The organism is Nocardioides sp. Soil_C_8 (genome assembly GCF_057656315.1).
On record NZ_JBDGKQ010000001.1, the window covers coordinates 1,880,685 to 1,904,854 of the forward strand.

General features: G+C 73.4%; 24 protein-coding genes. 12 read left to right on the forward strand and 12 right to left on the reverse strand.

Annotation, left to right across the window (positions count from 1 at the left end; genetic code table 11):
- Positions 1-6 precede the first annotated feature (6 nt).
- The 12 genes from AC3A3L_RS09220 to AC3A3L_RS09275 all read left to right on the forward strand — a co-directional run bounded on the left by AC3A3L_RS09220 (position 7) and on the right by AC3A3L_RS09275 (position 13,386).
- On the forward strand, positions 7-1,554 hold the full coding sequence (locus AC3A3L_RS09220) for an Ig-like domain-containing protein (protein ID WP_487639699.1): 1,548 nt from the start codon (positions 7-9) through the stop codon (positions 1,552-1,554).
- 45 nt (positions 1,555-1,599) lie between these two features.
- Positions 1,600-2,235: a TetR/AcrR family transcriptional regulator gene (locus tag AC3A3L_RS09225; RefSeq protein ID WP_487639700.1), complete on the forward strand. Its 636-nt coding sequence runs from the start codon at positions 1,600-1,602 to the stop codon at positions 2,233-2,235.
- Positions 2,232-3,011: a TIGR03084 family metal-binding protein gene (locus AC3A3L_RS09230; RefSeq protein ID WP_487639701.1), complete on the forward strand. Its 780-nt coding sequence runs from the start codon at positions 2,232-2,234 to the stop codon at positions 3,009-3,011. The genes AC3A3L_RS09225 and AC3A3L_RS09230 overlap by 4 nt, the downstream gene beginning before the upstream one ends.
- Positions 3,008-4,729 (forward strand): acyclic terpene utilization AtuA family protein, encoded by a 1,722-nt coding sequence (locus AC3A3L_RS09235; RefSeq protein WP_487639702.1) that lies wholly within the window; start codon positions 3,008-3,010, stop codon positions 4,727-4,729. Before AC3A3L_RS09230 ends, AC3A3L_RS09235 begins: the two co-directional genes overlap by 4 nt.
- A complete protein-coding gene (locus AC3A3L_RS09240; protein ID WP_487639703.1) occupies positions 4,726-5,859 on the forward strand; it encodes an acyl-CoA dehydrogenase family protein in 1,134 nt (377 codons plus the stop codon). Before AC3A3L_RS09235 ends, AC3A3L_RS09240 begins: the two co-directional genes overlap by 4 nt.
- A gap of 13 nt (positions 5,860-5,872) precedes the next feature.
- Complete coding sequence (locus AC3A3L_RS09245) at positions 5,873-6,343, forward strand: SRPBCC family protein (RefSeq protein ID WP_487639704.1); 471 nt, start codon at positions 5,873-5,875, stop codon at positions 6,341-6,343.
- A gap of 17 nt (positions 6,344-6,360) precedes the next feature.
- On the forward strand, positions 6,361-7,971 hold the full coding sequence (locus tag AC3A3L_RS09250; protein ID WP_487639843.1) for an acyl-CoA carboxylase subunit beta: 1,611 nt from the start codon (positions 6,361-6,363) through the stop codon (positions 7,969-7,971).
- Entirely contained in the window at positions 7,968-9,908 is a 1,941-nt protein-coding gene (locus AC3A3L_RS09255; protein WP_487639705.1) for an acetyl/propionyl/methylcrotonyl-CoA carboxylase subunit alpha, read from the forward strand. The genes AC3A3L_RS09250 and AC3A3L_RS09255 overlap by 4 nt, the downstream gene beginning before the upstream one ends.
- The gene (locus tag AC3A3L_RS09260) at positions 9,905-11,065 is read left to right on the forward strand and encodes an acyl-CoA dehydrogenase family protein (RefSeq protein WP_487639706.1); all 1,161 of its coding nucleotides are present in this window, start codon (positions 9,905-9,907) and stop codon (positions 11,063-11,065) included. Before AC3A3L_RS09255 ends, AC3A3L_RS09260 begins: the two co-directional genes overlap by 4 nt.
- A 42-nt stretch (positions 11,066-11,107) precedes the next feature.
- The gene (locus AC3A3L_RS09265) at positions 11,108-11,620 is read left to right on the forward strand and encodes a hypothetical protein (protein WP_487639707.1); all 513 of its coding nucleotides are present in this window, start codon (positions 11,108-11,110) and stop codon (positions 11,618-11,620) included.
- Positions 11,621-11,836: 216 nt separating this feature from the next.
- Positions 11,837-12,214: an MmcQ/YjbR family DNA-binding protein gene (locus AC3A3L_RS09270; protein ID WP_487639708.1), complete on the forward strand. Its 378-nt coding sequence runs from the start codon at positions 11,837-11,839 to the stop codon at positions 12,212-12,214.
- Between the two features lie 41 nt (positions 12,215-12,255).
- Entirely contained in the window at positions 12,256-13,386 is a 1,131-nt protein-coding gene (locus AC3A3L_RS09275; RefSeq protein ID WP_487639709.1) for a heparan-alpha-glucosaminide N-acetyltransferase domain-containing protein, read from the forward strand.
- Here the strand turns inward: AC3A3L_RS09275 and AC3A3L_RS09280 are convergent.
- The 12 genes from AC3A3L_RS09280 to sigK all read right to left on the reverse strand — a co-directional run bounded on the left by AC3A3L_RS09280 (position 13,362) and on the right by sigK (position 24,157).
- Complete coding sequence (locus tag AC3A3L_RS09280) at positions 13,362-13,913, reverse strand: protein-L-isoaspartate O-methyltransferase family protein (protein ID WP_487639710.1); 552 nt, start codon at positions 13,911-13,913, stop codon at positions 13,362-13,364. The two genes, AC3A3L_RS09275 and AC3A3L_RS09280, sit on opposite strands and share 25 nt — an antisense overlap.
- Before the next feature lie 10 nt (positions 13,914-13,923).
- Positions 13,924-14,403: a cupin domain-containing protein gene (locus AC3A3L_RS09285; RefSeq protein WP_487639711.1), complete on the reverse strand. Its 480-nt coding sequence runs from the start codon at positions 14,401-14,403 to the stop codon at positions 13,924-13,926.
- A gap of 7 nt (positions 14,404-14,410) precedes the next feature.
- Positions 14,411-14,872 (reverse strand): VOC family protein, encoded by a 462-nt coding sequence (locus AC3A3L_RS09290; protein WP_487639712.1) that lies wholly within the window; start codon positions 14,870-14,872, stop codon positions 14,411-14,413.
- An 11-nt stretch (positions 14,873-14,883) separates the two neighbouring features.
- Positions 14,884-15,381 carry a helix-turn-helix domain-containing protein gene (locus tag AC3A3L_RS09295; RefSeq protein WP_487639713.1) on the reverse strand — a complete coding sequence of 166 codons (498 nt, stop codon included), beginning with the start codon at positions 15,379-15,381 and terminating at the stop codon, positions 14,884-14,886.
- 201 nt (positions 15,382-15,582) lie between these two features.
- Entirely contained in the window at positions 15,583-16,728 is a 1,146-nt protein-coding gene (locus tag AC3A3L_RS09300; protein ID WP_487639714.1) for a hypothetical protein, read from the reverse strand.
- Positions 16,729-16,762: 34 nt separating this feature from the next.
- On the reverse strand, positions 16,763-17,314 hold the full coding sequence (locus AC3A3L_RS09305) for an RNA polymerase sigma factor (protein WP_487639715.1): 552 nt from the start codon (positions 17,312-17,314) through the stop codon (positions 16,763-16,765).
- 74 nt (positions 17,315-17,388) lie between these two features.
- Positions 17,389-18,162: a DUF1295 domain-containing protein gene (locus AC3A3L_RS09310; protein WP_487639716.1), complete on the reverse strand. Its 774-nt coding sequence runs from the start codon at positions 18,160-18,162 to the stop codon at positions 17,389-17,391.
- Positions 18,159-19,475, reverse strand: a complete 1,317-nt coding sequence (locus AC3A3L_RS09315; RefSeq protein WP_487639717.1) for a class I SAM-dependent methyltransferase — start codon at positions 19,473-19,475, stop codon at positions 18,159-18,161. Before AC3A3L_RS09315 ends, AC3A3L_RS09310 begins: the two co-directional genes overlap by 4 nt.
- Positions 19,472-20,830: a class I SAM-dependent methyltransferase gene (locus AC3A3L_RS09320; protein ID WP_487639718.1), complete on the reverse strand. Its 1,359-nt coding sequence runs from the start codon at positions 20,828-20,830 to the stop codon at positions 19,472-19,474. The genes AC3A3L_RS09315 and AC3A3L_RS09320 overlap by 4 nt, the downstream gene beginning before the upstream one ends.
- Positions 20,827-22,821, reverse strand: a complete 1,995-nt coding sequence (locus tag AC3A3L_RS09325; RefSeq protein ID WP_487639719.1) for an FAD-dependent oxidoreductase — start codon at positions 22,819-22,821, stop codon at positions 20,827-20,829. The genes AC3A3L_RS09320 and AC3A3L_RS09325 overlap by 4 nt, the downstream gene beginning before the upstream one ends.
- Positions 22,818-23,555, reverse strand: a complete 738-nt coding sequence (locus AC3A3L_RS09330) for an anti-sigma factor (RefSeq protein ID WP_487639720.1) — start codon at positions 23,553-23,555, stop codon at positions 22,818-22,820. Before AC3A3L_RS09330 ends, AC3A3L_RS09325 begins: the two co-directional genes overlap by 4 nt.
- Complete coding sequence (sigK, locus tag AC3A3L_RS09335) at positions 23,552-24,157, reverse strand: ECF RNA polymerase sigma factor SigK (RefSeq protein ID WP_487639721.1); 606 nt, start codon at positions 24,155-24,157, stop codon at positions 23,552-23,554. The genes AC3A3L_RS09330 and sigK overlap by 4 nt, the downstream gene beginning before the upstream one ends.
- Between the last annotated feature and the right edge of the window lie 13 nt (positions 24,158-24,170).

The following is a 24,170-nucleotide window of genomic DNA, read 5'->3' on the forward strand; positions in this document are numbered from 1 at the left end:
AGCGCGATGTCGACCACCACACGAACACCGACCGCACCCGACCCACGACGACGTGCGACCGCCGCGCTGCTCGCCGTCCTGCTGGCGACCACCGCCGCCCTGGTGGCGCTGCCGGCCTCCCGGGCGGCCGGCGCGAACGACCGGGCGAAGCACTGGGCCGGGTTCCACATCCCACGGACCGGTCACGCGGCGGGGGGCTGGATCGGCGGCTACCGCGTCGGTGACACCCCGGTCTTCGTGATCACGCCGGGGCGACGTCCCAACCGCGCCGGCTTCCGGCGCGCGAAGGCCGTCTCGGACCTCCGCGGCCCCAAGGGCCCGTCGGGCGCCGCCACCGAGCGCGCCGCCTGGATCCTGTCGAAGTACGGCGGCCACAAGGACGCCGTCCAGGCCGCCGCGGTCGACGCCGCCGTGCTGCACCTGCTCGGCGGACGCGCGTGGCGGTACGGCGCACGACGCGGCGCCGCCCGGATCCGGGCGTCCGGCGACCCGGCCACGGTGCGTCGATACGTCCGACTGATGCTGCGCGGGTCGCGCGCGAGCGCAGGGCCCTACGAGGTGGCGCTCGCCCCCACCACGGCGGACGCGGGCGGGGTGACGGGCGTGACCGTCCGCGTGACCGACGGTCACGGAGGACCCGTCTCCGGCCTGCCGGTGCGCGTGACGTCGCCCGACAGCGGCCCGTCCCAGCCCGTCGCCGGACCGGTCGACACGGTGACCGGCGACGACGGCCGGGCACTGGTCCGGCTGGCTGCTCCGTCCGCCGGCTGGCGGACGGTCGTGGCCGAGGTGAAGCAGGTTCCCCTGCACTGGTTGCGGGTCCGTCGGCCGGACCGCAAGCGCCAGGCCACCACGGCGGAGGGCGGCGTCCGCCGCACGATCGTGGCGAGCGCGCGGGTCGCCGTACGAGGGCCGCAGTCGCTGTCGCTGGCGCCGGTGCCCAGCTCGCTCGTCCTGGGGGGCCAGGCCGCCGTGTCCGTCACGGCCCAGGGCGACGCGACGCCCCGCGGTGCCAGGGCTGCGCTGCACGGACCGTTCCAGACCGCCGCCGCGGCCGCGTGCACGGGACCGGCCGTCGCGACCACGGCGGCCACCGTCCCGAGCGACGCGGCGTACACGCTCCCCGGCGTGCATCCGGCAGCCGGCGGCTACTACGCCTGGCAGGTCGACGTCGACGGGACCGGGACGGTCATTCCGGCCGCCGCGTGCGGTGCCGTGGTCAAGGTGCGGGGCAGGCCGACCGTCTCCGCGTCGGCGCCGTCGACCGCCGCCCTCGGCAGCAGCGTCCAGGTCCCCGTGACCATCAGCGGGATGCCGTTCCCGATGCGGGTGGACGTCCGGCTCAAGCTCTACGGGCCCGGCGACACGACCTGCACCAACGCGATCAGCACATCGACGATGAGCCGGCTCGGCAACGGCCAGGTCGTCTCGGGCTCGGTGCTGCTGGACACCGCGGGCGTCTATTCCTGGAAGGTGGAGGCCGACCCCGGTGACCTGTGGCAGGGCGCCGAGTCGGTGTGCGGGGCGCCGGGGTCGCGGACCTCGGTCCAATAAAAAGGCAGGCTTGACTGTTTGTTTGTACGACGGCAGGCTGGCGCCGTGACCTCCCCCTCCACGCCGGCAGCGACTGCCCCGCGCGTGCCGCAGGCCGACCGGACCCGGGCGATGCGGGCACGTCTGCTGGAGGCCACGGTCGACCTGCTGGTGGAGCGAGGCTTCGCCGGCACCTCGACGACCCTCGTCTCCGAGCGGGCCGGCGTGAGCCGTGGGGCACAGCTCCACCACTTCCCGACCAAGAACGACCTCGTCGTCGCCGCCGTCGAGCACCTCACCGAGCGCCGCGGTGCCGAGCTGGCCGAGGCGGTGGCGCACCTGCCGACGGGTGGACGTCGTACGCGCGCGGTCGTCGAGATGCTCGGCGACCACTTCGCCTCCCCGGTCTTCGCCGCCGCGCTGGAGCTGTGGGTGGCCGCCCGCACCGACGAGGCGCTGCTCGCCGCCGTCGGCCCGCTCGAGCAGCGGGTCGGTCGCGAGGCGCACCGGATGACCGTCGCCGCGCTCGGCGTCGACGAGTCGCGGCCGGGCGTGCGCGAGCTGGTGCAGGCGACCCTCGACCTCGTCCGGGGGCTCGGCCTCGCCTCCACCATCACCGACGACTCGGCGCGCCGCCGCCGGATCCTGCGGGAGTGGGCCGACGTGCTCGACCGCGAGCTGGGACGACAGGAGACGACATGACCGACGTGCTCAGGCAGGTGCTCGCCGACCTCGAGGCGGAGGGCGACCGGTTGGAGCAGCTGGTGGCCGGCCTCGACGACGCCGGCTGGCGCACTCCCACGCCCGCCCCCGGCTGGGACGTCGCGACCCAGGTCGCCCACCTCGCGTGGACCGACGAGGTCGCGGTCAAGGCCGCGACCGACAAGGACGCGTGGGACGCGGTCGTCCTCGGCGCCATCGCCGACCCGACGGGCTACGTCGACGCGGAGGCGCTCGCGATCGCGCGCGAGCCCGGCCTCCTCGAGCGCTGGCGTCGGGCGCGGGCCGACCTCCGCGCGACCCTCGTCGCGATGCCGAAGGGCGAGAAGATGTCGTGGTTCGGCCCGCCGATGTCGCCGACCTCGATGGCGACCGCGCGACTGATGGAGACCTGGGCCCACAGCCTCGACGTCCACGAGGGCCTCGGAGCGCGGGTCGACGACACCGACCGCATCCGCCACGTCGCCCACCTCGGCGTCCGCACGCGCGACTTCGCCTACGCCGTGCACGGCCTCGACGCACCTGCCGAGGAGTTCCGCATCGACCTGGTCGCGCCGTCGGGCGCCGTCTGGTCGTGGGGGCCGGAGGACGCCGCGCAGACGCTCACCGGCAGCGCGGGCGACTTCTGCCGCCTGGTCACGCAGCGCCTCCACCGCGCCGACACCGGCCTCGTCGCCAGCGGCGCCGACGTCGACCGGTGGCTCGACATCGCCCAGGCCTTCGCGGGCCAGCCGGGCGAGGGACGGGCGCCGCGATGAGCCGGGCCGTCCGGATCGGCAACTGCTCCGGCTTCTACGGCGACCGGCTCAGCGCGATGCGCGAGATGCTGGAGGGCGGTGAGCTGGACGTGCTGACCGGCGACTACCTCGCCGAGCTGACGATGCTCATCCTCGGCAAGGACCAGCTCAAGGACCCCTCGCTCGGCTACGCCCGCACCTTCGTCCGCCAGCTCGAGGACTGCCTCGGCCTGGCGCTCGAGCGCGGGGTGAGGATCGTCGCCAACGCCGGCGGCCTCAACCCCGTCGGCCTGGCCGACAGGGTCCGCGAGGTCGCCAACGCCCTCGGCCTCGACCCGCGGGTCGCCCACGTCGAGGGCGACAACGTCCGCCACCTCTCCGGCCGGAACGGGTGGGAGGGCGCCCTCACCGCCAACGCCTACCTCGGCGGCTTCGGCATCGCGGCGGCGCTGAACTCGGGCGCCGACGTCGTCGTCACCGGCCGGGTCACCGACGCCTCGCTCGTGGTCGGCCCGGCCGTCGCGCACCACGGCTGGACGCCGACGTCGTACGACGAGCTGGCGGGCGCGGTCGTCGCCGGCCACGTCATCGAGTGCGGCACCCAGGCGACGGGCGGCAACTTCAGCGGCTTCCTCGACCTGCCCCACCGCGACCGGCCGCTGGGCTTCCCCGTCGCCGAGGTCGCCGCCGACGGGTCGAGCGTCATCACCAAGCACGCCGGCACCGGCGGCGCCGTCACCGTCGACACCGTCACCGCGCAGCTCGTCTACGAGATCCAGTCCACGCGCTACCTCGGCCCCGACGTGACCGTCCACCTCGACTCGGTCCGGCTCGAGCAGCAGGCCGAGGACCGGGTCGCGATCCTCGGCGTCACCGGCGAGGCGCCGCCCGAGCGTCTCAAGGTCTGCGTCAACGAGCTCGGCGGCTGGCGCAACCAGGTCGAGCTCGTCCTCACCGGCCTCGACGTCGACGCCAAGGCCGCCTGGGTGCGGGAGCAGCTCGCGCCGCGCCTCACCGCAGCCGAGGTGACGTGGTCGGAGGCCAGCCCGCCCACCGCCGACGCCAGCTCCCAGGAGGCCGCCTCCACCCTGCTGCGCTGCACGGTGAAGGACCCCTCGCCCGACCCGGTCGGCCGCGCCTTCACCGCCGCCGCCGTCGAGCTCGCCCTCGGCTCCTACCCGGGCTTCACGATGACGGCCCCTCCCGCGCCGGCCACGCCGTTCGGTGTCTACCGCCCCGAGTACGTCGACCGCGCCGACGTCACGCACACCGTGGTCCACGCCGACGGCCGACGGGAGGTCGTCGCCGACCCGACCGCGTACACGCCCGAGGTCGAGGCCCCGGGTCGGCGTCCCTCGCCCTACCCGGCGAGCCCGGACACGCTCACCCGCCGGCTGCCACTGGGCACGTTCGTCCACGCGCGCTCGGGCGACAAGGGCGGCGACGCCAACGTCGGCCTCTGGGTCGCGCACGACGGCGCCGACCCGGCGACGTACGACGCCCGGGTGCAGTGGCTCTTCAAGCTGATGTCGCCGCGCGGCATCCCCACCCTGCTGCCGGAGGCGGCCGACCTCGACGTCGACGTCTGGCTCCTGCCCCACCTGGGTGCGGTCAACGTCGTCGTCCACGGCCTGCTCGGGCAGGGCGTCGCAGCGTCCACCCGCTTCGACCCGCAGGCCAAGGCGCTGGGCGAGTGGCTGCGCTCGCGGCTGGTCTCGATCGAGGACTCGCTGCTGTGACCCCAGACGAGCACGAGGCACTGCGGGCCACGGCGGCGGAGTTCACCCGCCGCGAGGTCGTGCCGCACCTCCAGGAGTGGGAGGACGCCGGGGAGATCCCGCGCGCGCTGCACCGCACGGCGGGAGACCTCGGCCTGATCGGCGTCTCCTTCCCGAAGGAGGTGGGCGGTGGCGGCGGTGACCTGGTGGACAGCGTCGTGCTGCAGGAGGCGATGTTCGACGCGGGCGCGTCGAGCGGCCTGATGGCCGGGCTCTTCACCGCCGGCATCGCGCTGCCCCACATCGCCGCCAGCGGCAACGGCGACCTCGTCGACCGGTTCGTCCGGCCCACCCTGGCCGGAGACACCATCGGCTCGCTCGCCATCACCGAGCCCGGCGGGGGGTCCGACGTCGCGCGCATCACCACCACCGCGGTGCGCGACGGCGACCACTACGTCGTCAACGGCGCCAAGACCTTCATCACCTCCGGCGTCCGCGCCGACTTCGTGACCACCGCCGTCCGCACGGGCGGCCCCGGCCACGGCGGCATCTCGCTGCTGGTCGTCGAGAAGGGGACACCTGGCTTCACGGTCTCCCGGTCGCTGCGGAAGATGGGGTGGCACTGCTCCGACACCGCCGAGCTGGCGTTCGTCGACGCGAGGGTGCCGGCCGCCAACCTGGTCGGCGCGGAGGGCTCCGGGTTCGGCCAGATCGCGGACCAGTTCGTCGTCGAGCGGATCGCCCTGGCGGTCCACGGCTACGGCATCGCGGCCCGCTCGCTCGACCTCGCCGCGGCCTGGGCCCGCGAGCGCGAGACGTTCGGGCGGCCCCTGTCGGCCAACCAGTCCGTCCAGCACACGCTGGTCGAGATGCGGCGCCAGGTCGAGGTCGCGCGCACCTACACCCGCGACGTGGCCGCTCGGCACGCCGCCGGGGAGCTCGTGGTGGCGGAGGCGTGCCTGGCCAAGCAGACCGCGGTGGACTGCGCGGCGTACGTCTGCGACCGCGCGGTGCAGCTCTTCGGCGGCACCGGCTACATGCACGGCACCGAGGTGGAGCGGCACTACCGCGACGCCCGGGTCCTGCCGATCGGGGGTGGCGCCGACGAGGTGCTGCGTGACCTGACGGCCAAGCTGATGGGTTACGCGTGATGAGAGGACAACGATGATCAAGCTCCCGTCCCTGGGCGACGAGGTGTCGCTCTGGATGGACGCCCCGCCCGCCGACGTCTGGGACCTCGTCAGCGACGTGACGCGGATCGGGGAGTTCAGTCCCGAGACGTTCGAGGCGAAGTGGACCCGCGGCTCGACCGGGCCCGAGGTGGGCGCCTTCTTCGCCGGCCACGTGAAGCGCAACGGCGTGGGACCGACGTACTGGTCGCCGTGCCGCGTCACCGCGTGCGAGCCCGAGCGCGTCTTCGAGTTCTCCGTCGGCACCGACGCGATCACCGTCAACAACTGGGGCTACCGCCTGGAGGCGCAGGACGGCGGGACGCTGGTCACGGAGTACTTCCGGCTCGACCCCAACCTGCCGACCCGCCTCTACTGGCTGGTGCTCGGCCCGCTGCGCCGGAGGACCAACCGCCACGGCATGCGGACGACGCTCGAGCGGATGAAGGCGGTGGTCGAAGCGTGACCACCAACCGGGAGGCGATGCTCGAGAAGCTCGCCGATCTCGACGCGCAGCACGCGGTCGCGGTGGCCGGTGGCGGCGAGAAGTACGTCGACCGCCACCACGCCCGCGGCAAGCTGACCGCGCGCGAGCGGATCGAGCTGCTGCTCGACCCCGGGTCGGCGTTCCTCGAGCTGTCGCCGCTGGCCGGGTGGGGCTCGGACTTCACCGTCGGCGCGTCCGTCGTCACCGGCATCGGCGTCGTCGAGGGCGTGGAGTGCCTGATCAGCGCCAACGACCCCACCGTCAAGGGCGGCGCGTCGAACCCGTGGACGGTGAAGAAGATCTTCCGCGCCTCGCAGATCGCAGAGGAGAACAACCTCCCGACGATCTCCCTCGTCGAGTCGGGCGGCGCGGACCTGCCGACGCAGAAGGAGATCTTCATCCCCGGCGGCAAGCTCTTCCGCGACCTGACGCGGGCCTCCGCGCGGCGCCAGCCGACGATCGCGCTGGTCTTCGGCAACTCGACCGCCGGCGGGGCGTACGTCCCGGGCATGAGCGACTACACCGTCTTCGTGCGCGGCGGCGCCAAGGTCTTCCTCGGCGGCCCGCCGCTGGTGAAGATGGCGACCGGCGAGGAGTCCGACGACGAGTCTCTCGGCGGCGCCGAGATGCATGCCCGGGTCTCCGGCCTGGCTGACTACCTCGCCGAGGACGAGCACGACGCCATCCGCATCGGGCGCCGGATCGTCGCCCGGCTCAACCGCCGCCACGGCGCGGGTCGAGCGGACCATCGTCCGCTCGACGCACGCCATGGCGTGCGTCCAGCGGCAACGGGGGTGTCCCAGTCCGCGTTCGCCGAGCCCGACGCCGACCCCGAGGGCCTCCTCGACCTGGTGCCGGCGGACCTCAAGGAGCCGTTCGACCCGCGTGAGGTGATCGCCCGCATCGTCGACGGCACGAGCGAGCGCAACGGTCGGCCCTTCGACGAGTTCAAGCCGCTCTACGGCACCTCGCTCGTCACCGGGTGGGCGCAGCTGCACGGGCACCCGATCGGCATCCTCGCCAACGCCCAGGGCGTGCTGTTCTCCGAGGAGGCGCAGAAGGCGACCCAGTTCATCCAGCTCGCCAACCAGGCCGACACCCCGCTGCTGTTCCTCCACAACACGACCGGCTACATGGTCGGCAAGGACTACGAGCAGGGCGGCATCATCAAGCACGGCGCGATGATGATCAACGCCGTCTCCAACAGCACCGTCCCGCACCTCTCGGTGATCATGGGCGCGTCCTACGGAGCCGGCAACTACGGCATGAACGGCCGCGCCTACGACCCGCGCTTCCTCTTCACCTGGCCCAGCGCCAAGTCGGCCGTCATGGGCCCGGCCCAGCTCGCCGGCGTGCTCTCGATCGTCTCCCGCGCGGCGGCCGAGGCGAAGGGACAGGCGTACGACGAGGAGGGCGACGCCGGCATGCGCGCGATGGTCGAGCAGATGGTCGAGGAGCAGTCGCTGCCCTACGTGCTGTCCGGGATGCTCTACGACGACGGCGTCATCGACCCCCGGGACACCCGCACCGTGCTGGCCATCTGCCTGTCCGTCATCGAGAACGCACCGATCAAGGGTGCCGAGGGATTCGGGGTGTTCCGCCCATGATCGATCGACTCCTCGTCGCCAACCGCGGCGAGATCGCCCGCCGGGTGTTCGCCACCTGCCGCCGGCTCGGCATCGAGACCGTCGCCGTGCACTCGGACGCGGACGCCGGGCTGCCGTTCGTCGCCGAGGCCGACCGGGCCGTGCGCCTGCCCGGCAACGCTCCCGCCGACACCTACCTCCGCGCCGACGTCGTCATCGAGGCGGCGCGCCGGTCCGGCGCCGACGCGATCCACCCCGGCTACGGCTTCCTGTCCGAGAACGCCGACTTCGCCCGCGCCGTCATCGCCGCGGGCCTGACCTGGGTCGGCCCGCCGCCGGAGGCGATCGAGGCCATGGGCGACAAGGTCCGCGCCAAGGCGATCGCCGAGAAGGCGGGCGTCCCGGTCCTGTCGGCTCCCTCGTCACCCACCGAGGCCGACCTCCCGCTGCTGGTGAAGGCGTCGGCCGGTGGCGGTGGTCGTGGCATGCGCGTCGTACGCGCCCTCGACCGGCTCGACGCCGAGATCGAGGCGGCGCGGGCCGAGGCCGAGTCGGCCTTCGGCGACGGCACGGTCTTCGTCGAGCCCTATGTCGAGGCCGGCCGCCACGTCGAGGTGCAGGTCGTGTCGAGCGCTCTGCGCACCATCGCGATCGGCACCCGGGACTGCTCGGTCCAGCGTCGGCACCAGAAGGTGGTCGAGGAGGCACCGGCACCCGGGCTGCCGGCGGCCACGGAAGCGGCCATGTGCGAGGCGGCCGAGCGACTCGCGAGCGACATCGACTACCGCGGCGCGGGCACGGTCGAGTTCCTCTACGACCCGGCCACCGACCGCTACTTCTTCCTCGAGATGAACACGCGCCTCCAGGTCGAGCACCCGGTGACCGAGCTGGTCCGCGGGCTGGACCTCGTCGAGCAGCAGATCGCGGTGGCCGAGGGTCGTGGCCTGCCGCAGGACGTCCCGTTCCGCGGTGGTCACGCGATCGAGGTCCGGCTCTACGCCGAGGACGCGGCGTACGTCCCGCAGAGCGGGCGGCTGGTCACCTTCGACCTGCCGTCGGACGACGAGTTCCTGCCGATGGCCGACTTCGGTGTCCGGGTCGACAGCGGCTTCGCGTCGGGCGACGAGGTGTCGACGTTCTACGACGCCATGCTGGCCAAGGTGATGGCGTGGGCGCCGACCCGCGAGGGGGCGATCCGGATGCTCGTCGCGGCCCTCCGCCGGGCACGCATCCACGGCGTCACCACCAACCGCGACCAGCTCGTCGCGATCCTCACCGACCCGGTCTTCGTGGCCGGCGAGATGACGACCACCTGGCTGGAGTCAGGTCCGATTCCCGCTGAGTCTCCCAGCGACTCACTGGCCAGCGACCGCACCGCGCTCGTCGCGGGAGCCCTCATGCTCGCGGCCGACGACGCCGCCCGGCGCACGGTCCAGTTGGGCGTCCCCGCCGCCTGGCGCAACGTCGTCAGCCAGCCTCAGCGCACGACGTTCGAGGGTCACGACCCGGTCGAGTGGTGGGGTGCGCGCGACGGGTTCGCGGTCGACGGCGTGACGGTGCTCGAGGTCTCGCCGACCCACGCCCGGCTCGAGGTCGACGGCGTGGAGCAGCGGTGGGACGGACTGATCCAGGTCGACCGGCGCTCCGGCACGCGTGAGGTGTACGTCGACGGGGCCGTTCGGTCCGTCCGGCTGCGCGAGCTGCCGCGCTTCACCGACCCCGCCGACGCGGTGGCGAGCGGCTCGCTGCTCGCGCCGATGCCAGGGACGGTGGTCGCGGTCAAGGTCGCGGCCGGCGAGGAGGTGGCCGCGGGCGACGCCGTCCTGGTGCTCGAGGCGATGAAGATGCAGCACACCGTGACCGCGCCGCACGACGGCACCGTCACCGAGATCAACGTCGAGCCCGGGTCGCAGGTCGCGTCCGGGGAGGTCCTGGCAGTAGTCGAGGAGAACGCATGACCAACTTCACGGAGTCCGAGGAGCGCGTGGAGCTGCGCACGCAGGTCGCGAGGCTCGCCGGCAAGTACGGGCGCGACTGGTTCGTCGAGCGCGCACGCTCCGGCGAGAAGACCACCGAGCTGTGGCTCGAGATCGCCAGGGCGGGCTACCTCGGCATCAACATCCCGGAGGAGTACGGCGGCGGGGGCGGCGGCATCGGCGACGTGGCCGCGGTCTGCGAGGAGCTCGCCGCGCAGGGCTGCCCGCTCCTGATGATGGTCGTCAGCCCGGCGATCTGCGGCACGGTCATCGCCCGCTACGGGACCGAGGCGCAGAAGCAGCAGTGGCTGCCCGGGATCTGCGACGGCACCGCGACCATGGCGTTCGCGATCACCGAGCCCGACGCCGGCACCAACTCGCACAACATCACCACCACCGCCCGCCGCGACGGCGACGAGTGGGTGCTCAGGGGCCAGAAGATCTACATCTCCGGCGTCGACGAGGCGGCCAACGTGCTCGTCGTCGCGCGCACCGAGGACGCGAGGACCGGCAAGCTCAAGCCGTGCCTCTTCGTCGTCCCGACCGACGCCGCCGGCTTCGAGTACACCGCCATCCCGATGGAGATCGTCAGTCCGGAGAAGCAGTTCCAGGTCTTCATCGACGACGTACGCCTGCCCCTCGACGCGCTCGTCGGCGACGAGGACGGCGGGTTGGTCCAGCTCTTCGCCGGGCTCAACCCCGAGCGGATCATGGCTGCCTCCTTCTCCACCGGTCTCGCCCGCCACGCCCTCGCCAGGGCGTCGTCGTACGCCCAGGAGCGCACGGTCTTCAAGGCGCCGATCGGCTCCCACCAGGCGATCGCCCACCCGCTGGCCACGGCCCACATCGAGAACGAGCTCGCCCGGCTGATGACGCAGAAGGCCGCCGCGCTCGTCGACGCCGGCGACGACATGGCAGCCGGTGAGGCGGCCAACATGGCCAAGTACGCGGCCGCCGAGGCCGCCGTGCACGCCGTCGACGCGGCCGTGCAGACCCACGGCGGCAACGGCATCACGCAGGAGTACGGCATGGCGGGCCTGCTGGTCGCCGCCCGCGCCGGCCGGATCGCCCCGGTGAGCCGGGAGATGATCCTCAACTTCGTCGCGATGCACAGCCTCGGCCTGCCGAAGTCCTACTGAAAAACGCTGCGAGGGCGCCGGTCGGTGCGCTTCACTCCACCCATGCCGAAGCCGAGCCTGGTACCCACCCGCCTGATCCACGCCCTGGCCGGAGCCCTCGTCGTCCTGGGGAGCAGCTCCGTGGCCGCGGTGGCCGCGGGACCGGCGCACGCGCGCGCCGCGGACCGACCGGGTGCGTGCGCTGCCGTCAGCACCGATCCGGCGGACTTCCCACGGGCGGTGCCGCTGCCCCAGGGACCGTTCACGGTGCGCGGCTACATCCGGGCCGACTGCACCCAGTACCTGGATCTGGCGATGGAGACCGACGACCTCGCGCCGGAGCGGCGCCACCTGGTGCGCCAGCTGCGGGCGAAGGGGTTCCAGGGCGTCGCCTCGGTCAGTCGCACGGTCGAGGTGGAGACCGGACCCGAGACCGAGCCCGAGCTGCGCGAGGAGTTCGTGGTCCGCGCGCACGGGCGCGGCCTCCGCGTGAAGGTCGAGCTCGGCTTCGTCGGCGCCGCGCCCCGGTGGGGCGGGACCGCCCTGGTCCGGTACGTGCTGCGTCCTCTCGGCTGACGCCAATCGCTGGTCGACCCCCACACCCCGATATCTGAGGACGTCACGTGCAGATCGGGCCGCTGAATCCGTTCGCCGCGTCCTCAGATATCGGGGCCTGGCGCGTGCACCATGCAGGCAGTTCGCGTGTGATGGCCCGCGCTCGAGCGTAACCACGCGACGGGCCGGCCCCGAACTGCCTCCATGGTGTCGGTGCGCGGTGGCAGGATCACGACCGTGGCCCTCGCCGACCGTCCCCTCGTGCCCGAGGAGTGGGTGCTGCGCATCGACGCGGTGCTCGGCGCGCTGCCGCGCTGCCGGCAGGAGTCGGCGTGGACCGGCACGCGGTGGCGCGTCGGCAGTGCGACCGTCGCCCACGTCTTCGGCGGGGAGGACCAGCTCTTCCGGATCACCTTCCGCGGTGAGCCCGACGAGGTGGCGGCCTTCGAGCACATGGGTGACCCGTACTTCCGTGCCGGCTGGGGCGGCAACTACATCGGGATGCTCCTCGACGACGACACCGACTGGGACGAGCTCGCCGAGCTGTTGACCGACTCCTACTGCATCCAGGCGCCGGCGCACCTCGCCGAGCAGGTCGCCCGGCCCAGGGCCTGAGGGGCGTCAGCCGTCGCGGGCCGCCCGGCAGGATGGGCGCCATGACCGGGACGTCGCGCGACCGCCTCGTCGGGCTGGACGTCGCCCGGTGCCTCGCACTGCTGGGCATGGTCGCCACCCACGTGCTCGACGAGCGCACACCCGCCGGCGACCTCACCACCGCCCAGTGGCTGGCCGGCGGCCGGGCCTCAGCGCTCTTCGCCGTGCTGGCCGGGGTGAGCCTGGCGCTGATGACGCGCGAGCCGCTGCGGGGCCGCCCGCTCGCGCTGCACACGCTCGGCATCGCCGTCCGGGCACTGCTGATCGGGGCGCTCGGCCTCGTGCTCGGCGGCCTCGACACCGGCATCGCGGTGATCCTCACCTACTACGGCGTGCTGTTCGTCCTGGGCCTGCCCTTCACGCTGCTGCGCGTCCGCTCGCTCCTGCCGCTCACCGTCGCGTGGGTGGCCCTCGCGCCGGTCGCCTCGCACCTGGTGCGGCCGCACCTGCCCGAGCGGGGCTTCGACAGCCCGACCTTCGAGCAGCTCGCCGACCCCGGGCAGCTGGCGAGCGAGCTGCTCCTCACCGGCTACTACCCGGTGGTGCCGTGGCTGGCCTACCTCCTCGCCGGCCTCGTGCTCGGTCGTCTCGACCTGCGCGACACCTCGCTGCTCGGCGGCCTGGCCCTCGGTGGGTTGTCGCTGGCAGTGCTCGCGACGCAGGTGTCGCGGACGCTGGTCGATCCCGCGGTCGCCTCCGACAACGCGACCGGGATGTACGGCACGACGCCCGCCGACGGCGACTGGGACTGGTTGCTGCTCGTCGCACCCCACTCCGCGACGCCGTTCGACCTCGCGCAGACCATCGGCAGTGCGGTCCTGGTGATCGCGCTGTGCCTGCTCGTCGCACAGCTCCTGCCCCGGCCGGCGACCGCCGTGCTCGCCGTCCTGCTCGGTGCGGGTGCGGCGACGCTCACGCTCTACTCACTCCACGTCGTGATGCGCACCGAGGCGGTGTGGCCCGAGGAGGATCCCTCGACCTACCTCGCGCACGTCGTCGTGCTGCTGGCGATCGGGGCGCTGCTCCGCCTGCTCCGGCTGCGCGGTCCGCTGGAGGCCGCGGCCAGCCTGCCCGTGCGGCTCGCCCGCCGGTCGACCGGCCGGGAGGCTCAGCGCAGCGGCACGAACCGGTAGCGCCCGTGCGCGGTGACGACCGCGCCGGGGTTGGTCACGCGCAGCATCGTCCCGTCCACCGGCACCACCAGGATCCCGCCGTCGGTGAGCTGCTCGACCAGGGCGACGGGCAGCGCGTCGGCCATCGCGGAGACGAGGATGCGGTCGTACGGCGCCCCGGCGGGGTCGCCGAGCACGCCGGCGTCGGCCTGCCGGATGCTCGCCCACGGCCGGTCGGCGCGGGCGAGGTTGGCCGACCCGAACGACACCAGCTCCGGCTCGAGCTCGACGCCGAGCACCGACCCCTCCGGGCCGACGAGGTGCGCGAGCAGCGCGGTCGTCCACCCGCTCCCGGACCCGACGTCGAGCACCCGCTGCCCGGTGCGGACGTCGAGCAGCCGCAGCATGTCGTCGACGGTGCGGGGCTGGGAGTTGGTCTGGCCCGCGGCGATCCCCAGCGGGCCGTCGTACGACGCTCGACGCCGCACCGCGCGCGGCAGGAAGTCCTGGCGCGGGGTGGCGTCGAACGCCGCGGCGACGCGGTCCATCAGGGCTCGCTCAGACCCATGTGTTGTCGTGCTCCTGCATGAAGCGGTCGTAGGCGTCGCCGTCGAGGTTGCCCATGCCGGCGGCAAGGCCCTCGAAGTAGGCCTCGCGCGGAGCGCCCGGCGCGAAGTGGAGGAGCATCCTGGCGGCGCCGTCCTCGTTGCGGAACCCGTGGATCCCCCCGGCGGGGACGTGGGCGAAGTCGCCGGCGTGGCACTTCACCCAGTCGGTGCCGTCGAAGATGGTGACGGTGCCCTCGAGGACGTAGAACGACTCGGTGATCGTGCGGTGGAAATGGGCACCGGGGCCGCTCTCGGGGCCCGCGAACTCCCACCGGTAGAGCCCGAACGTGCCTTGGGTGGCAGTGCCCTGGGCGAGGTAGAAGACCTTGTTGCCGTTGGGGTAGACGACCGCGGGCTCGATGCCCGCCGGCACGACGTGGGCCGACACCTCGCCGGAGTCGCCGTGGTAGATCGGAGGGGGATAGCTCATGGAGCGATCATGCTCCTGCCGCGTCGTAGGACGCCTGGACGTCCTCGGGCGAGACCGTCTTGAACTGGTTGATGCGGATCTGGTTGCCGAACGGGTCGCGGATGCCGAAGTCGGTGCCGTAGGGCTGCTCGACCGGCTCCTGGGTGATCTCGACGCCGGCGTCGCGGAGCGCGGCGTAGGTCGCGTGCACGTCGTCGCTCAGCAGGAAGACCCCGCCGAGGGCGCCCTTGGCCACGAGCTCGCGCACCTGGGAGGCGGTCGCCTCGTCGTGCTGCGGCCCACCGACGAGCTCGAGCAGGATCGAGGTGTCCTGTCCCGGCACCCCGACGGTGAGCCAGCGCATGAAGCCGAGGTCGATGTCGTCGCGGACCTCGAAGCCCAGGTGCGTGGTGTAGAAGTCGAGCGCCTCGTCCTGGTCGAGGACGGGCACGCTGCGGATGTGGAGGCTGGTGATGTGGTTGGTGTTCATGGAAGACGACGCTAGTCAGCGACGACCTCCTCCCGCTTCTCCGAAAGCACTGTCCTGGGGGCGGCTGTCCCGGGGCCGGATGTCGTCGCGTCCGGGACGGTCTGCGCCCTCTCGCGCGGACGGGTCCACGCGGCGATGAAGCACGACGGCACGGCGACCGGCGCGTGGCGGGCGCGGAACTCCGAGGGCGAGCAGCCGACGACGTTGCTGAAGGTGCGGCTGAAGGTGCCGAGACTGGCGAACCCGACGTCCCAGGCGATGTCGGTCACCGGGCGGTCGGTCTGCCGCAGGAGCGTCATCGCTCGCTCCACGCGGCGCCGCTGGAGGTAGCGGTGGGGCGTCTCGCCGTAGACCTCCTTGAACACCCGGCCGAACTGCGAGACCGACAGGTGGGCGATCGCGGCGAGGGTGGGCACGTCGAGCGGCTCGGCGTAGCGCCGGTCCATCTCGTCGCGGGCGCGGAGCATCCGTCGGTTGGTGTCTTCCTGCGCGGAGAGCGTGCGGCCCATGCCGAGGAACCTAACGCGTGCCGGGGACCGGGCGACCCCGCTCCGGACGCGACGACGGCACGGCCCCGGGGGAGGGCCATGCCGCCGTCTGTGCGTTGGTAGGACGTGGATCTCGTGGTTCTGGGGGGATCCCGGACGTCGGCGGGAGGTCGACGTACGGGCACGAGAGCCGGGTCCTGCGGAACGCGGCCGCCGCCGGAATCACCCGGACGTCTGTGTGCCACCCTTCTCGCCCGGGTCGCGCGAGCTCCCCGTGCTGGTCGGACTGGCGGGGCTCGCCAGGCTGCTGGGCGTTGGTGCGGTGGTGGGCACCGGAGCCGGGGTCGAGGGGTTGCCGGACTTCCCCGGCCCGTTGCCATTGCCGTTGCCGCTGTTGGTCTGGCTGTTCGGGTTCGGCTGGTTGGTCGATCCGGTGCTCGGGCTGCCGGGGCTCTGGTTGCCGTTGCTGGAGCTGTTCTGGTTGCCCTGGTTGCCGTTGCCAGGGTTCTGGTTGCCGTTGCCCTGGTTGCCCTGGTTGCCCTGGTTGCCCTGATTCCCCTGGTTGCCCTTCGTCGGCTGGTCGGTGGGCTTGCCGGGGGACGGAGTGGGCTTGCTGGTCTGCTTCGGCGGACCGATGAGGTCGATGCAGTAGGTCGCGATGCGGTCGGCGCCGCCGGCCTCGGCGGCGAGCGCGAGGAACGCGGTGCTGTCGAGCGACGTGCCGGCGTCGGTGCGGTCGGTGGCCTGGAAGGCCCGGCACAGGCCCTCGAAGCTGGGGGACTGCGTGGTGGGCGAGTCGGTGGGGGTCTCGGACGGAGAGCGCGACGGGGCGGTGGACGACGGTCCGGGTGCGTCGGTCGTGGTGGAGGAACCGGCCGATCCGGATGTCGCGGGCGAGCGGGTGCCGCTGCCGGAGGAGTGGCCACCGCTGCTGTCCCCGCTCGGGGCGCTCGTGCCGGCCGGACCGTCGGCCACGGACTCGCTGGCCCGGTCGGACGCCTGGCCGGGGATCCCGGGCAGGTCGGGGAGCCCCGGCAGCCCGGGCAGGCCGGGGAGATCGGTGGAGCTGGCGAGCGCGAAGCCGCCCGAGGTGAGGGCCACGACGGCGCCGGTGGCGACCACGGCGCGGACGGCGGCGCGGCTGCCGAGGCGCGATGGTGAGACGAAGCCGCTCCGGGTTGCCGGAGGGGGCGAGAGCCGCGCGGCCTGGAAGGCTGCCGCCGCGGCGTCCTCACCGCGCAGCTCGGTGGGGTGCGCAGGGGCGCTGGCGGCAGTGAGGGCCCAGCCGAGGACGCTGTCGTGCTCCGCCGGAGCGTCGAGCAGGCGCTCGGCGTCACGGCGGGACAGGCGGGGGTCCGGCGTGCTCATCTCACTCCCTTCAGCGTCACGGCAGTCACAGGTGTTACGGCTCCTCGGAGATTCGCCTGGCCAGCTGCTTGAGGCCACGGTGGGCCGCAGCGCGCACGGCGCCGGGGCGCTTGCCGAGGATGCGGGCCGCGGTCGGGGCGTCGAAGCCGAGCACCGTCCGCAGCATGATGGCCTCGGCCTGGTCCCGGGGCAGGCTGCCGATCAGCCGGATCACGGCCTCGGAGTCGACCCGGCCGATGGTGTCGGCCTCGACGTCGACGTCGTCCGGCAGGTCCACGAGGTCGTCGATCGACTCGTCGGCGACCGGGCGGCGACGGGCGTGGCGCAGGTGGTCGAGGGCGCGGTTGCGGCCGATGGTGGTGATCCAGCCCCGGAAGCCGTCGGCGTCGCCGCTGAACCGGTCGAGGTCCCGGAAGGCCTGCGCCCAGGCCTCGCTGGCGACGTCCTCGGCCTCGGCGGGACCGACGAGGACGGTGAGGTAGCGCAGGAGGGGTGGCTGGACGTGGCGGTAGACGACGCGGAACGCCGCCTCGTCCCCCGCCTGCATCGCCTCGACGGCGCAGTCGAGCCCCTCCTGCTCACCCACCGGCGCATTGTCACCCGAGGACGGTCGTCAGGCGTACAGAACCCCCGGGCGGATGCGCGGAGATCACCAGTGCGTCAGTGGCGCGGGGGGCGCGGGACGAACATCGGCACGCGGGCGGCGTACGCGTCCCACCCCTCGCGCTGCGACATCGTCCGCTCCAGCAGCCTGGCCCCGGTCACGTTGCGCACGAAGTACGTCATCGCGGCGGGCGCCCACACGGTGAGCAGCCCCGGGAGCCAGCCCAGGGCAAGCGCGCCGGCGATCCACAGGCCCCACCAGACGCACGCGTCACCGAAGTAGTTGGGGTGCCGGCTCCAGGCCCACAGGCCGGTGTCGAGGATCTTCGGGCGCGACTCGCGCGGCTGCGCCTTGTAGGCCTCGAGCTGCGCGTCGCCGACCACCTCGAAGAACACGCCCACCGCCCAGACCGCGACGCCGACCCAGACCACCGGCCACCAGTGGACGTCGTACGCCGCCGCGACCTGGAGGGGCGCCGAGACGAGGAACGCGACGACGGCCTGGGTCAGGAAGACCTTCGTGATCACGCGGCCCGCGCCGGCGGACCAGCCGGGTCCGCCGAGCATCCTCTCGTAGCGAGGGTCCTCGCCGTGGCCGCGGGAGCGGCGTGCGATGTGCCACGCCAGGCGACCGCCCCACACGACGACGAGCGCCGCGAGCAGCCACGAGTGGGGGTCGGGCCACACGAGCGCCAGGGCGAGGGCGATCGCGACGAAGGCCAGCCCCCAGGCCACGTCGACCACGGCCACCCTGTCCAGGCGGCGGCTCACCGCCGCCGTCGACCCCATGACGACGGCGGCGGCGAGGAGCGCGACGAGCGCGGCGCTCACCACGTGCGCACCGCCGGCAGGGTGTGGGGAGCGCCCGGGCGGACGGCCAGGACCTGGTCGACGCCCATCCGGCCGTCGCGGAAGGCGAGCGCGCCGCCGACGAGGTAGAGCCGCCACACGCGCACGACCTCCTCTCCGACCAGCTCGCGGAGCCGGGGGAGGTTGGCCTCGAAGTTGGCCGTCCAGCCTGCGACCGTGAGGACGTAGTGCTCGCGCATCGCGTGCACGTCGCGCACCTCGAGCCCTCCCGCCTCGATGAGGCCGACGGTCTCGCCGACAGGCCGCATCGTCATGTCGGGCGCGATGAACGACTCGATGAACGGTCCTCCGCCCGGGTGCTTGCCGCCACCGGCTCCCTGGCGCGACATCTGCTGCACCAGGACGCGCCCGCCGGGCCGGACCGAGCGGCGCAGCACCTCGACGTACGTCGGGTAGTTGCGGGCGCCGACGTGCTCGCCCATCTCCAGCGAGCCGACCGCGTCGAAGTGGTCGCGCTCGGGGACCTCGCGGTAGTCCTGCAGCCGGATCTCGACCCGGTCCTGCAGCCCGCGCTCGGCGATCCGGGCGTCGATGAACGCCTTCTGCTCGTGCGAGATGGTCACCCCGGTGACCCGCGCGCCGAAGTGCTCGGCCGCGTGGAGGGAGAGGGAGCCCCAGCCGCACCCGACATCCAGCAGCCGCATGTCCGGCTCGAGGCCGAGCTTGGTGCAGACCAGGTCGAGCTTGGCGCGCTGCGCCTCCTCGAGGGAGACGTCGGGGGTCGCGTGGTAGCCGCAGCTGTAGGCCATCTGCGGCTCGAGGACGAGGGAGTAGAACTCGTTGGAGAGGTCGTAGTGGTGGCTGATGGACGACCGGTCCCGGGCGAGGCTGTGCAGCCTGCCCCTGACCTGCGCCTGCGAGGCGGGCGGCGCCGGCGGCCGGCCGAGCGCGCCCAGGCCGGCGGCCGTGCGGACCGCGTCGACCATGGCGCGGGGGGAGAGGCGTACGCCGGACAGGCCGCGCTCGGCGCCCACCGCGAACGCGTGGGTGAGGGCGGAGCCGAGGTCCCAGCCGTCCTGCTCGGGGACGTCGAGCTCGCCCGTCACGTAGGCCTGCGCGGCGCCGAGCTCGCCCGGGTGCCACAGCAGCCGGCGCAGCGCGTCGGGGGACCGCAGCACCACGAGCGGGGCGCCGTCGGGTCCGGCGACCGATCCGTCCCAGGCCTGCAGGCGCACCGGCAGGTCGCCCCCGATGAAGGGCCGGACCGCCGTGGCGAGGCGGTCGGCCACCCCGGGCGTCGTGAGCCGGGTGTCGCTGGGAGCGGTCTGGGTCACGGGGTCGTTCCGTCCTCTCGGCTGAAGGTGAGCTGCGAGACGTCGAGGTAGCCGCTGGCGAAGCCGGCCTGCGAGTAGGCGAGGTAGAAGTGCCACACGCGCACGAAGAGGTCGTCGAACCCGAGCCCCAGGACGGCGTCGCGCTGGGCGAGGAACCGGCGGTCCCAGCGCCGAAGCGTCTCGGCGTAGTGGCTGCCCATCGCGAGCTGTCCGGTGAGCCGGAGGCTCGTCCCGTCGCGCGTGACCTGGTCGATGGCCTCCACGCTGGGCAGGAAGCCGCCCGGGAAGATGTACTTGTTGATCCAGGTGTGGCCGTCGCGCGTGGCGAGCATCCGGTCGTGCGGCATCGTGATCGCCTGGATCGCGACGCGGCCTCCGGGCGCCAGCACGCGGTCGATGGTGCCGAAGTAGGTGCCCCAGAACTCGTGGCCGACGGCCTCGATCATCTCCACCGACAGCACGGCGTCGTACGTCGCCCCGGTGGCCGCGAGCGCCCGGTAGTCCATCAGCTCGACGCGGACGCGGTCGGCGAACCCGGCCGCGGCGATGCGCTTCTCGGCGAGCTCGAGCTGCTCGACCGACAGCGTGATGGTGTGGACGCTCGCGCCGCGGCGGGCGGCGCGGATGGCCAGCTCACCCCACCCGGTGCCGATCTCGAGGACCCGGGAGCCGGCGGTGACGCCGGCCTCGTCGAGGAGCCGCTCGACCTTGCGGCCCTGGGCCTCGGCGAGGTCGTGGTGGTGGCGCGTCGGGTCGGCGTCGTCGGTGGGCTCCGGTGGAGTGGCGACGAGGTGGTCGGCGACGGACCCGGGCCCGTCGCCGGTGGCGAGGACGGAGGTGTCGAAGAGCGCGGAGGAGTAGCTCAGCGTCTCGTCGAGGAAGAGCGCGAAGAGGTCGTTGGACAGGTCGTAGTGGTGCGAGACGTTGGCCTGGCTGTTGGCCTCGGTGCTGCGCTGGTGGCTGGGCAGCCGGTGGGTGACGAGGGCGCGGAGCCGCTGCAGCGGCTCCGGGACCAGGGTCGCCATCCGGGCCGCCGGCACGGTGAGGAAGCCGGCCAGGTCGTCGGCGTCCCACGCCCCGGTGAGGTAGGCCTCGCCGAAGCCGATCAGGCCGTCACGGCCGACCCGGGCGTAGAACTCCTCGGGCCGGTGCAGGCGCATCAGCGGTCCGCCCCGCCCGTAGGTGCGACCCGTCGGCTCCTCGACGACGGTGACGTCGAGGCGGGCGACGGCGGCCCGGAAGAGCCGGCGCGCGACCGCGGCCGAGACGGCGGTGCGCGGTCCGGACGGCAGCTGCTCGAGGGCGGGCATCCCCCGCGTGCGCCCGGGCTGGTCGTGGTTCTTCTCGAGGGTCACGAGACTCCCTCCTGTCGATGGATGGGTCGGGGACGGACCGGCAGCCGGCGGGCCCACAGCCAGGTGCCGTGTGCCCGGATCAGCGCGCTGCCGCGCAGTGCAGCGCCGAGGGTCCTGCGGACGGGTACGTCGCTGCGGGTGCCGGTCAGGCTGGCGCTGAAGGGCGCCGAGCCACCGTCGTCCTGACCACGGAGGGTCACCGCGACGTGGAGTCGGTCGGTCGGGATCGGTACGGCGACGTCGTAGGTGCCGTCGACACCGTGGAAGGGGGACACGTACATCGCCTTGTCGGTCGTCGCGCGACCCTGCTCGTCGGGGTGGACGAGGTAGGCGTGCCGGTCGCCGTAGGTGTTGTGCACCTCGACCACGACGCCCGCCTGGCGGCCCTCGTCGTCGAAGCACCAGAACACGCTGATCGGGTTGAAGGCGTAGCCCAGCGAGCGAGGCTGTGCGGCCATCAGGATCGTGCCGCCGCCGGTGCCCAGGCGCACGCCGTGGAGGCCGAGGAAGTCCTCGACGTTCTGCCGGAGGGTCCGCTCGGGCGACCCGAGGTGGTCGCGCGCCTCGAACCGGGCGAGCACGCCGTGGTCGGGCAGGTCGTCGAGGTCGACGAGCCAGAAGGTCGAGCGGTGCTCGAAGGTCCGCTTGAAGGGCGTACGACGGGTGTGCCGGACGGTGGTCTCGAAGCGGCCCGGCCGCGGGAGCGCAGGCGTCGTCCGCACCCAGGGCAGGCCCAGGTGGGTGGCGGCCGCGAGGCCCGAGCGGGCGCCGTCCTCGTGGAAGCCCCAGCCGTGGTAGGCCCCGGCGAAGGCGATGTGCGGGGTGTTGATCTCCGGCAGGCGCCGCGACGCGGCCACCGACGCCGGCGTGTAGATCGGGTGCTCGTACTCCATCCGGTCGATGACGCTCGCCGGGTCGACGAGGTCCTCGCCGCCCAGGGTGACGAGGTAGTGGGTGTCGGTCGGCAGGCGCTGCAGGCGGGTGAGGTCGTAGGTGACCGTCACTCCCTGCGGCGTCTCAGGCTCGGACGCCGGGCGGTGAAAGTTCCAGGAGGCCCGGGCGCCGGGGGCGGTGGGAAGCAGTGAGGTGTCGGTGTGGAGGAGGGCCGGGTTGCTGCTGTAGGGCAGCGCGGAGAGGACCTCGCGCTGGAGGTCGGTCGGCGCCTCGAGCATCGCGAGCGCGTGGGAGGGGTGCGTCGCGACCACGACCGCGTCGAAGCGCGTCGTCGCTCCGCTGCCGTCGGTGACCTCGACGCCGTCGGCGAGCTCGCGCACGGACGTCACCTTGGTCTCGAGCCGGACCTCCTGCAGGCCGGCCGCCACCGCGGCGACGTACGTCGCTGAGCCGCCCGCAACGGTGCGCCACTCCGGCGAGCCGAAGACGCCGAGCATCCCGTGGTGCTCGAGGAAGGTGAAGAGGTAGCGGGCGGGGTAGTCCAGCGCCGTCGCCGGGTCGCACGACCAGACGGCCGCCACGAGCGGCTCCATGAAGTGCCGGACGAAGCCGGGGGAGAAGCCGCCCTCGCTGAGGAAGTCCCGCAGTGTCTCGTCGGCCCCGGCATCGGACGCGAGCAGGGCGCGCGCCCGGCGGTGGAAGCGCGGGATCTCCAGCAGCATCCGCCAGTGCCCGGGCGAGCGGAGCGACGACCGCTGGGCGAACAGGCCGCGCGGCCCGAGCGCGCCGGCGTACTCGACCCCGGTGCCGGCGTCGCTGACCGACAGCGACATCTCCGAGGGCTGGGTCTCCACGCCGAGCTCGGCGAAGAGCCGCAGCAGCGTGGGGTAGGTCCGGCGGTTGTGCACGATGAAGCCGGTGTCGATCGCCAGCTCGCCGTCGGGGGTCGTGACGCGGTGGGTGTCGGCGTGGCCGCCGAGCCGGTCGTCGGCCTCGTAGAGGGTCACGTGGGCGGTGCGCGACGCGACCCAGGCCGCGGTGAGCCCCGCCACGCCGGAGCCGACGACGGCGATCCGCCGGGGCTCCGGGGTGCTCATGTCGCCTCGGACAGGTCGAAGACGGCGATCGGGTCGCTGGTCGGCTGCTCGGATCCTCCGTCCGGCTCGACCGTGATGCCGACGGCCGCGGCCGCCGCTGCGGAACCGTCGAGGACGACGGTCTGGTCGGGCTCGTCGGGCATCAGCCCGGCGGAGACGAACGAGTCGCCGTCGATGAACCACAGCTCGTAGTCCTTGCCCGTGGGCGCGGAGGTCATGTCCTCGGTGGTGATCACCGCGCGGTCCTGGGACTTCGACCGGGTGACGGTGGCACGTCCCGCCTCGCCGAGGTCGACGGACACCTCCTGCGCGTCCGGGGCCTGGAGGACCTGCTCGGCCGCGGTGAGGCGCTTCACGTCGTCGGAGGGCGCCCAGGGCTGCGTCACCAGGGCGCCGACGCCGACGATGAGCGCGAGTGCCGCCGCGACCAGAAAGGGCATCCAGCCCCGCCTCCGAGCTGCCGGACCGTCGACGTGTCGCGACGGGGCCGTGGGCACCTCCGGCGGGAGCGGGCGGACCTGGGAGATGCCGGCGAGCACCGACTCGCGCAGTGAGTCCGGCGGCGGGACCGCGACGGTCTCGGCGAGCAGGGCTGCCGTCTCGCGGAGCTCGGCGACCTCGGCCCGGCAGTCCTCGCAGGTGGCGAGGTGCTGCTCGAACCGCGCACGCTCGAGCTCCTCGAGCGCGTCCATGGCATAGGCGCCCGTGAGCTTGTGGATGTCCATCTCACTCATGACGCCACTCCCATCAGGTCTCGCAGGCGGATCAGGCCGTCGCGTATTCGTGTCTTGGCCGTCCCGAGCGGGACGTCCAGCAAGGTAGCCACCTCGGTGTGCGTGTAGCCGCCGAAGTAGGTGAGCTCGACCGCCTGCCGCTGCACGTCCGTCAGCGTGGCGACCGCACTGCGGACCCGGGCCGCGTCGAGCGACGCGTGCGCGGCCTCCGAGGTCTGGTCGTGGTCGGTCGGTGCGGTCTCGCGGTTCCAGGTCTCGTCGCGGGACGTGGCCGCCTCGACCGAGCGGACCCGGTCGACGGACTTGCGGTGGACGATGGTGAGCAGCCACCCGACGGCGCTGCCGCGCCCGGCGTCGTACCTCGTGCTGGACCGCCAGGCGTCGAGGTAGGCCTCCTGGGTGACCTCCTCGGCGTGCGCCGGGTTGCGTACGACGCGCAGGGCCAGGCCGTAGGCCCGGGCCGAGGTCGCGTCGTAGAAGGCGGCGAAGGCCGCTTCGTCACCTCGCGCCGCCTGCCGCAGCAGGTCGGCCAGCCGGGCTGGGTCGCCCCCGGACGGGACGCCCTCGGGCGTCCCGTCCGGAACGGGCCTCACGTGGTCCACGTCAGCATCCTTA

What these genes read in the sequence shown, in the direction of transcription:
- AC3A3L_RS09220 (WP_487639699.1), top strand. Translation starts at nt 7, where the DNA reads ATGTCGACCACCACACGAACACCGACCGCACCCGACCCACGACGACGT.
- AC3A3L_RS09230 (WP_487639701.1), top strand. Translation starts at nt 2,232, where the DNA reads ATGACCGACGTGCTCAGGCAGGTGCTCGCCGACCTCGAGGCGGAGGGC.
- AC3A3L_RS09235 (WP_487639702.1), top strand. Translation starts at nt 3,008, where the DNA reads ATGAGCCGGGCCGTCCGGATCGGCAACTGCTCCGGCTTCTACGGCGAC.
- AC3A3L_RS09245 (WP_487639704.1), top strand. Translation starts at nt 5,873, where the DNA reads ATGATCAAGCTCCCGTCCCTGGGCGACGAGGTGTCGCTCTGGATGGAC.
- AC3A3L_RS09250 (WP_487639843.1), top strand. Translation starts at nt 6,361, where the DNA reads ATGCTCGAGAAGCTCGCCGATCTCGACGCGCAGCACGCGGTCGCGGTG.
- AC3A3L_RS09255 (WP_487639705.1), top strand. Translation starts at nt 7,968, where the DNA reads ATGATCGATCGACTCCTCGTCGCCAACCGCGGCGAGATCGCCCGCCGG.
- AC3A3L_RS09260 (WP_487639706.1), top strand. Translation starts at nt 9,905, where the DNA reads ATGACCAACTTCACGGAGTCCGAGGAGCGCGTGGAGCTGCGCACGCAG.
- AC3A3L_RS09265 (WP_487639707.1), top strand. Translation starts at nt 11,108, where the DNA reads ATGCCGAAGCCGAGCCTGGTACCCACCCGCCTGATCCACGCCCTGGCC.
- AC3A3L_RS09275 (WP_487639709.1), top strand. Translation starts at nt 12,256, where the DNA reads ATGACCGGGACGTCGCGCGACCGCCTCGTCGGGCTGGACGTCGCCCGG.
- AC3A3L_RS09280 (WP_487639710.1), bottom strand. Translation starts at nt 13,913, where the DNA reads ATGGACCGCGTCGCCGCGGCGTTCGACGCCACCCCGCGCCAGGACTTC.
- AC3A3L_RS09285 (WP_487639711.1), bottom strand. Translation starts at nt 14,403, where the DNA reads ATGAGCTATCCCCCTCCGATCTACCACGGCGACTCCGGCGAGGTGTCG.
- AC3A3L_RS09290 (WP_487639712.1), bottom strand. Translation starts at nt 14,872, where the DNA reads ATGAACACCAACCACATCACCAGCCTCCACATCCGCAGCGTGCCCGTC.
- AC3A3L_RS09295 (WP_487639713.1), bottom strand. Translation starts at nt 15,381, where the DNA reads ATGGGCCGCACGCTCTCCGCGCAGGAAGACACCAACCGACGGATGCTC.
- AC3A3L_RS09300 (WP_487639714.1), bottom strand. Translation starts at nt 16,728, where the DNA reads ATGAGCACGCCGGACCCCCGCCTGTCCCGCCGTGACGCCGAGCGCCTG.
- AC3A3L_RS09325 (WP_487639719.1), bottom strand. Translation starts at nt 22,821, where the DNA reads ATGAGCACCCCGGAGCCCCGGCGGATCGCCGTCGTCGGCTCCGGCGTG.
- AC3A3L_RS09330 (WP_487639720.1), bottom strand. Translation starts at nt 23,555, where the DNA reads ATGAGTGAGATGGACATCCACAAGCTCACGGGCGCCTATGCCATGGAC.